9 protein-coding genes are annotated in these 7,048 nt (G+C 56.1%); 8 read left to right on the top strand and 1 reads right to left on the bottom strand.

Annotation, left to right across the window (positions count from 1 at the left end; all coding sequences use genetic code 11):
• The 7 genes from PDO_RS28730 to PDO_RS07040 form a co-directional block, all read left to right on the top strand.
• A partial coding sequence (locus tag PDO_RS28730; protein WP_210161509.1) for a hypothetical protein occupies nucleotides 1–191 on the top strand: 191 nt, incomplete at its 5' end.
• A 75-nt stretch (nucleotides 192–266) separates the two neighbouring features.
• Nucleotides 267–1,022, top strand: coding sequence for a response regulator transcription factor (locus PDO_RS07060; RefSeq protein ID WP_052023407.1), 756 nt, complete (start codon nucleotides 267–269; stop codon nucleotides 1,020–1,022).
• Nucleotides 1,019–2,080: a histidine kinase dimerization/phospho-acceptor domain-containing protein gene (locus tag PDO_RS27780; protein WP_007599720.1), complete on the top strand. Its 1,062-nt coding sequence runs from the start codon at nucleotides 1,019–1,021 to the stop codon at nucleotides 2,078–2,080. The genes PDO_RS07060 and PDO_RS27780 overlap by 4 nt, the downstream gene beginning before the upstream one ends.
• Nucleotides 2,064–2,351 (top strand): ATP-binding protein, encoded by a 288-nt coding sequence (locus PDO_RS27000; protein ID WP_052023405.1) that lies wholly within the window; start codon nucleotides 2,064–2,066, stop codon nucleotides 2,349–2,351. The genes PDO_RS27780 and PDO_RS27000 overlap by 17 nt, the downstream gene beginning before the upstream one ends.
• Before the next feature lie 159 nt (nucleotides 2,352–2,510).
• Nucleotides 2,511–4,013: an FAD-dependent oxidoreductase gene (locus PDO_RS07050; RefSeq protein WP_007599718.1), complete on the top strand. Its 1,503-nt coding sequence runs from the start codon at nucleotides 2,511–2,513 to the stop codon at nucleotides 4,011–4,013.
• A gap of 112 nt (nucleotides 4,014–4,125) precedes the next feature.
• Entirely contained in the window at nucleotides 4,126–4,743 is a 618-nt protein-coding gene (locus PDO_RS07045; RefSeq protein ID WP_007599716.1) for an NAD(P)H-dependent oxidoreductase, read from the top strand.
• 274 nt (nucleotides 4,744–5,017) lie between these two features.
• Nucleotides 5,018–5,863, top strand: a complete 846-nt coding sequence (locus PDO_RS07040; protein ID WP_007599714.1) for a MipA/OmpV family protein — start codon at nucleotides 5,018–5,020, stop codon at nucleotides 5,861–5,863.
• 70 nt (nucleotides 5,864–5,933) lie between these two features.
• On the opposite strand, the gene PDO_RS07035 is transcribed toward PDO_RS07040, so the two are convergent.
• Nucleotides 5,934–6,392, bottom strand: coding sequence for a MarR family winged helix-turn-helix transcriptional regulator (locus PDO_RS07035; RefSeq protein WP_007599712.1), 459 nt, complete (start codon nucleotides 6,390–6,392; stop codon nucleotides 5,934–5,936).
• Between the two features lie 164 nt (nucleotides 6,393–6,556).
• Between PDO_RS07035 and PDO_RS07030 the strand changes: the two genes are divergently transcribed.
• Nucleotides 6,557–7,048 (top strand): methyltransferase family protein (locus PDO_RS07030; protein ID WP_007599711.1); only part of this gene is annotated, 492 nt, incomplete at its 3' end.

Genomic DNA, 7,048 nt, shown 5'->3' with positions numbered 1-7,048 from the left:
GCGCACCGATGGCAATAGCCGTCTCCGGCGGACTGATAGTCTCGACATTGCTCTCACTGATTGTCATTCCAGCGCTTCATCTCATCGTCTCTGATTTCAGAGATTGGATTTCGTTGACGTTCAAGGGGTATCTTCCGACGCAAGGACCTGTGGAGGAGGACGTTGGGAACACTGCCCGATTGGTCGGTTGATGACCTGGCTGGCAGTCTCCCAATGAGAAACCCTCGCGTCTGGGATAGATTGCTTTGCCGCTTCATGACGGTCAGATGCCTTTCAACGGAGCTATGGAGAGATTTTTGAACACGCAGAACCGCATCCCGCACATCCTGATCGTCGAAGATGACCGAGAAATCGGGCAGCTCCTGGCCGAGACGATGCGCGACAATGGAATGCATGCAACGACCGTCGAAGACGGCAACGAGATGTTCGCCCGGATGAGGCATCTGACGTTTGATCTTGTCGTTCTCGATGTCATGCTACCTGGCGAAAATGGTATCAGCCTATGTCGGCGTCTACGGGCGGACAAGACAATCCCGATTATACTGGTCACGGCCCTTGGGGAAGAAGTCGACCGGATTGTCGGTCTGGAGGTGGGCGCTGATGACTACATTACCAAGCCCTTCAGTCCGCGGGAGGTCGTTGCGCGCATCCGCAGCGCGTTGCGCCGTGCCTCCTATGGATTGGCGGCGACCGATAGCCAAAAACCTCTTCGCTTTGATGGATGGAGAATCGATCCGGTGCGTCGTCAGGTCCATGATGCAAGCAATGCACGGATCGCGCTTACCACCACGGAGTTCGACCTGCTGCTTGCCTTCTGTCGAAATCCTCATCGTGTTCTGACACGGGAAGAACTTTTGACGCTTACGCATTCCGGACTTGCTGGCCCGGTTGAACGCAGTGTTGATGTTCATATTCGCAGATTGCGCCAGAAAATTGAAATGGATGCCTCCGATCCGGTTCTCTTGAAAACAGTCCGGCTTGGCGGCTACGTTTTTACCGCGACCGTCGTGGAGGCCGGATGAGGCGACCATCCTTTGGCATCAAGACGATACGGGGGCAGCTTATGCTCGTCGTGTTGCTCGCGGTTCTTTCGGTCATCATCTCAGGAAGGCTGATCGAGCGGATCAATGTCTTTGAATATGATGACGTTGTCGATGTCGATCTCATCGGTCAGCGGGCTTTGACGCTTGGCTACCTCGTTGACAAGGCAGGCGATGACGAACGGCAGCGCATCATCGGCCGGTCGGCCGAGGTTGGCATTGATATCGAAATTCTTGATCGCGACGCTTTTCAAGCGCTACCAACACCGGCGGGACTCCGGTCTAAATTCGGTTCGTTCCTGGCGTATCTGTTCCCACCCGACGACGCATTGCCAGACGGAACGATTGTCGTGCTCGTCGGACAAAAACCCATGTTGGCAGTGCCGATCAACGCGCGGGAAGTGCTTCTCTATAAATCCTTTCCCGACACCGTGTTCACGAACGATTTCACGGGGGCGATGCTCTATTACACCCTGTCGTTTGTCACACTCGGTTTCCTGTTCTCCGTATTCGCCGTCAGGTTTTTAAGCGGGCCCCTCACGGCTATTTCCAGCAAGATCAAGAACACGGAGGCATTTCTGTCCCAATCCACGCCTCTGCCGGAAAGAGGCAGTATTGAAATCGTCGACCTGGCGCGGGCGCTCAACGACATGCGGACGCGTATCCATGAAATGATGCGCAACCGAACGGCTATGCTGCGGAGCGTCAGCCATGATCTGCGCACGCCGCTGACGCGTGTGCGTCTTCGCGCGGAGCGGATTGACGACATGGTGATCCGCGAGCAGATCCTCTCAGATATTCAGCAGATCAATGCCATGATCGATGTCACGCTGGATTTCCTTCGCGATGACCGCAGTAAAGAAGGTGGCAGAGCGTACGGATGTCGCGAGCATCATGCAGACGATCTGCGACGACTTCTCCGATGTGGGGGCAAAAATCAGCTATTCCGGTCCCGGCCGGTTCATTTGGGACTGCAAACCGATGGCACTGTCGCGTGCAATCGCCAATCTTTGCGAGAACGGCTTGAAGTTCGGAGATGAAGTGGTGATGAGCCTGGGCAGGACGGCGCAATCCGTCTGCATCGAGGTTCGGGATCTGGGGCCGGGCATTCCCGAAGAGTTCAGGCAGCGTGTTCTTGAGCCATTCTTTCAGATCGATACGGCCAGAACAAAGAAAACCGAACAGGCCGGATTTGGCCTGGGTCTGTCTATCGTCGATGAGATTGTCCGCGACCATGGCGGCCGTATCGAGTTTGACAGCAATGTCCCGCATGGCTTGACTGTTCGGATGATTTTTCCGCTCCTCGCTTAGGACTGCCAGTTGCGCCTGCGATTGTCGGCATCAGTTCGCTTTATCTCGCAGCTCATGCGGTGCGTCGCCTGCAGGCGATTGCGTGCAAAATACACAATACTTCTTGACGGGTCGCCGCATTTCATATATGTGTATATTACACGTAAATGAGGTGATGACATGATTGAACCTGAAATCGACGTTTTGATATCTGGAGCGGGCGCCGCAGGTCTCGCCCTCGCAATTGAGCTCGCCCGCCGCAATGTAAACTTCCGTTTGATCGACAAGCTGGAGAAACCCTTCAGCGGATCGAGAGGGAAGGGCATCCAGCCGCGAACGCTTGAGGTCTTTGAGGACATGGGCATCGTCGACCGTATTGTCGCGGCAGGCGGACTCTATCCTCCCGAGCGGCAGTACCGGGCTGACGGCAGCTTTGAGGACAAGTCTGTCTTCGAACCCGGGAACAAAACCCCTGCAGAGCCGTTCGCGACGAGCCTGATGCTTCCCCAATTCCTCACGGAAAGCATTCTTCGCGAACGCTTGCTGGAGCTTGGTCACCGGCCGGAGTTCGCTCACGAACTCAAAGACTTCTCGCAGGATGAAGACGGCGTTGTTGCAACGATCGTCAATTCAACTGGTGAAGAGACGGTTCACGCTCGGTATCTCGTGGGCACTGATGGCGGCAGAAGCTTTGTCCGCCATGCGCTCGGCATCGGGTTTCCCGGCAAGACGCTCGGTGTGCGGGCCATCGTTGCAGACGTGGTTGCAACGGGGGTTTCGCGCGATGTCTGGCACCGTTTCAATGAGGGTGACATGGCGCGTCAGATATCCCTGTGCCCGCTTTCGGGTACGGACCTCTTCCAGGTGCAAGGCCCGATCCCTCTGGAGGGCGACATCGACTTGTCAGCTGCCGGACTGACGGCACTGTTTCTCGATCGAACCGGACGCTCGGATATCATCATCCAATCGGTGTTCTGGGCGTCTGCCTATACGATGAACGCGCGCCTGGCGGATCGCTATCGAGACGGACGGGTTTTCCTTGCCGGAGATGCGGCACACACCCATCCGCCGACAGGCGGGCAGGGCCTCAACACGAGTGTTCAGGACGCCTATAATCTTGGGTGGAAGCTGGCAGCGGTTCTGGGCGGAGCACCGGATGCGCTGCTGGGCAGCTACGAAGCCGAGCGCCGTCCCATAGCCGCTGGCATGTTGGGCCTGGCTACGAAGTTGCTGGACGAAGCGAAGGCGGGCTCTATGCGGCGTGGCCGTGAAGTGCATCAGCTTGACCTCTGCTATACCGGTTCGCCGCTCAACTTCGCCGAACCAGCGCATGATCACAAGATCCTTGCAGGTGACAGAGCGCCTGACGCACCCATTCGCGGTCGTGCGGGGCAAGACAAAAGGCTTTTCGATCTGTACCAGGGGACCCACTGGACATTGCTCGGCTATGAGGTGGATCGCCTTTCAGCAATTGCCCCACGTGCCGGTGTGCATATCCACGCGGTTGGACCGCGTGGCGATGTAGTCGACGAACACGGCCACCTCCATGACGCATATGGCGTGGAGCCTGGCGACTGGATCCTCGTCCGCCCCGACGGGTATGTAAGCGCCGTTGTCCCGTCCACCGAGATCAATTCGCTCATCGCTCATCTGGAACGGGTCGGGTTGGCAGCTCAAAACTGAGTCAGCACCAACCAACTGTGTCATCTCACGATGAGAATACCGACCGCAAACGTTGCGAAGGCCACAAGGCTTGCGCAACCGAACGGGTGTCCGCTCCTGGAAGGGAAAAATCATGAACGTCCTTGTTGTTTTCAACCATCCTTACGAGAAGAGTTTCTGCGCAGCCATACTGGCCTCGGTTCAGACGGGACTTCGTGCCGGCGGCCATGATTGCGATGTCATCTATCTGGATCGAGATGACTTCGATCCGGCCATGCGATCCAAGGATTTGCAAGCCTTCGTTCTGGCCCGGACGGATTCCGCGGGCGCCGAGCAAATGCTGGATGCTCAGGTGCTGAACTACAGAGATCGCCTCCATCGCGCCGAGCACCTCGTTTTCGTCTTCCCTATCTGGTGGGAACTCATGCCAGCGCTGATGAAAGGTTTTGTCGATAAAGTCATCTTCCCTGGTATCGCTTATGATCAAACGAGCGGGAGAGGTGTTGGCATGGTCAGCAAACTGACGGCCCTCAAGGGCGTCACCGTCATTACGACGATGAATACGCCATCGATCATCTACAGATTTCTATTCGGGAACGCGATAAAGCGCGCCTTGCTGACCGGCACCTTCTGGAAGATCGGCGTTCGCAACAGGAAGTGGATCTCGTTCAGCAATGTCAAATCACGCACAAACGAAAAACGACAGGCATGGCTGACGCAGATCGAACACGATATGCGGAGCCTCGCCTGACAGGCGGCCTCTCGTAGCGCGCCAATCTCCGAGCCGCAGCTCAGATTGCCGGGGCACGTACACTTTACGGCGGTCGTCATCGATTTCGTCTGGATGATAGCACGGGCTGTGTCCTCGCGTGGCATGCCTCCGGTTCCGCCCTTGCCGTCTGCAGCTCGTAACAAACCGTAATAAAACAACATCCCCTCGGCACGAACTTGATGGCAAACAGAAGCATCACGCGCCTGCGGCCATTTCGGGTGTGACGCGGTGAGATCAATTGAATGGAGCAGGAATGCAGCCCCTGAGCAAACCACACCAAATTTCCAAGTTACCCGCGATCGGGGCTACTTTGGCGCTGATGGCAATGTCGTCCGAAGTCCTCGCAGCAGATGCTGTTTCGGAACAGATTCCCGAGCCAGCGTTTGATAGTTCGCGATTCGATCCTCAGCAAGCTGAGCCCAAATGGGGTTTGATCATCGGCGCAGGAGCGATGTACGAGCCTGAGTATGAAGGAAGCGGAGATTTTAAGGTCAGTCCCGTACCGGCAGTCATCATCACGTATGGCGACTGGCTGACGATTGATCCTCGCGGTGTTTCGGTGACAGTGCTCGACCAAAGCGGATTTTCGCTGGCCGGCAAGGTTGGCTATGAAATGGGCCGGGATGAAGACGACAGCGATAGGCTAAGGGGCCTTGGCGATATCGACTTTGCAGCCACGGTTGGCGCGAAGGCGGCCTACAAATGGGAAGCTCTGGAAATCTATGCAGAGGTGGATCAGACAATCGATGGCAGCGAAAGCCTCATCGGGACATTCGGTGCTGAATATTCCGCGCCGGTAACCGAACGGTTCCTCGTGTCGGCAGGCGTTTCAGCCACGGTCGCCAACGACAAGCACATGCAATCCTATTTTGGCGTGACGGCTGCGCAATCGGCAACGTCTGGTCTCAGCGAATACAAGGCCGAGGCCGGCCTCAAGCGTGTCGATTTCACGGCTTCCGCCACTTACATGGTCACGGAGAACTGGCTCGTGCGAGGAGAAGCTGGGGTAGGCGTCCTGTTGGGCGATGCAGCGGATAGCCCGATCGTCGAAGAAAAGGTTCAGCCATCCTTCATGGCGGTCGTAGGGTACAAGTTCTAGCGGAGAGGATTGCCGTTCTCTCGGTCCTGCGGGTTGGCACCTTTGAAAGACGACGTCTCGTCCAGCGCCGTTATGGCATGTTCAGGACGTCGTCTGCCAGTTTCCGGATCAGGACTGCAAGACTCTGCAGATCCTCTTCGCTCCAGTCCTTGAGAAGTCGGCCGGCAAGCTGCTTTCGGGTGCCGTCGATGATCGCTGTCATTTGTGTGCCGGCGGGCGTTATGACGGCCTCGCGCACCCGTCGGTCGGCCCCAGCCGATCGACGCTCGATCAGGCCCAGTTCCTCCAGTTTGGGGATTTGCCTGCTAACGGTGGAATGATCCCGCCCCACAAGGTCAGCAAGGTCCGTGACACTGATAGGGCCTTTGCGGGCCACCATCAGCAGAAGTGGAAACAAGGCGCGGTCAAGAGAAATGCCGGCCTCCCTGATCATTGCGGCATCGCGTTGCGGGCTGTTCATGATCCCGACGATATCGACGAGCGCGCCATGGATGACGCCGGAAGGATCTTCAACGTGTGTATTATGCATATTTCTGTTGCTCTGATTGTCAGATCTAATGTATGTGTATTGTACATATAAAAACGCCAGCGCAAACAGAAATTTTCACGCCAGATCGTGGACCACAATCGTGCAACGCTCGTGAGCCTGCTTTGGCCGGAGCCATGCAATGAACGCCATCTACCGGAGCAAGCATGCAGCAACCAGTTCCCCATTCCCTCGGAAATCTTCAGCGCAAACGGCAATTCGCATTGGTTGCAGGCTGCTTCATTGTTGGAGCAACGCTTTTTGCCATCAAGCCAGTTTACGACAGTACGTATTATGATCTTTGGCTGGAGATAGCAGGGTTCATATTTATCTTGTGCGGCTTCGGCGTCCGGCTGTGGTGCACCCTTTACATCGGGGGGAGGAAAAGCAGAGATCTTTTGTCCGATGGCCCCTACAGCCTATGCAGAAATCCCCTTTATGTAGGATCCATCTTGGCCGCAATCGGGATCGGCCTCCAGACGGAAATGCTATCATTTGGAATCTTTTGCGGAGTCGTTTGTTGGGGAATTTTCCATGTGGTCGTCAAGAAAGAGGAGAGGTACCTTCTTGTTGAGTTCGGTGAGCCATACCGACTGTATTTCGACACAACTCCACGTTTCTGGCCCATGTTTTCGGCCTATAAAGATGACATAAAGGAG

This window comes from Rhizobium sp. PDO1-076 (genome assembly GCF_000247475.1).
In the GTDB taxonomy this organism is placed as follows: domain Bacteria; phylum Pseudomonadota; class Alphaproteobacteria; order Rhizobiales; family Rhizobiaceae; genus Allorhizobium.
The sequence above is the reverse complement of the archived record's forward strand: the minus strand, read 5'-3'. Positions and strand labels throughout refer to the sequence as shown.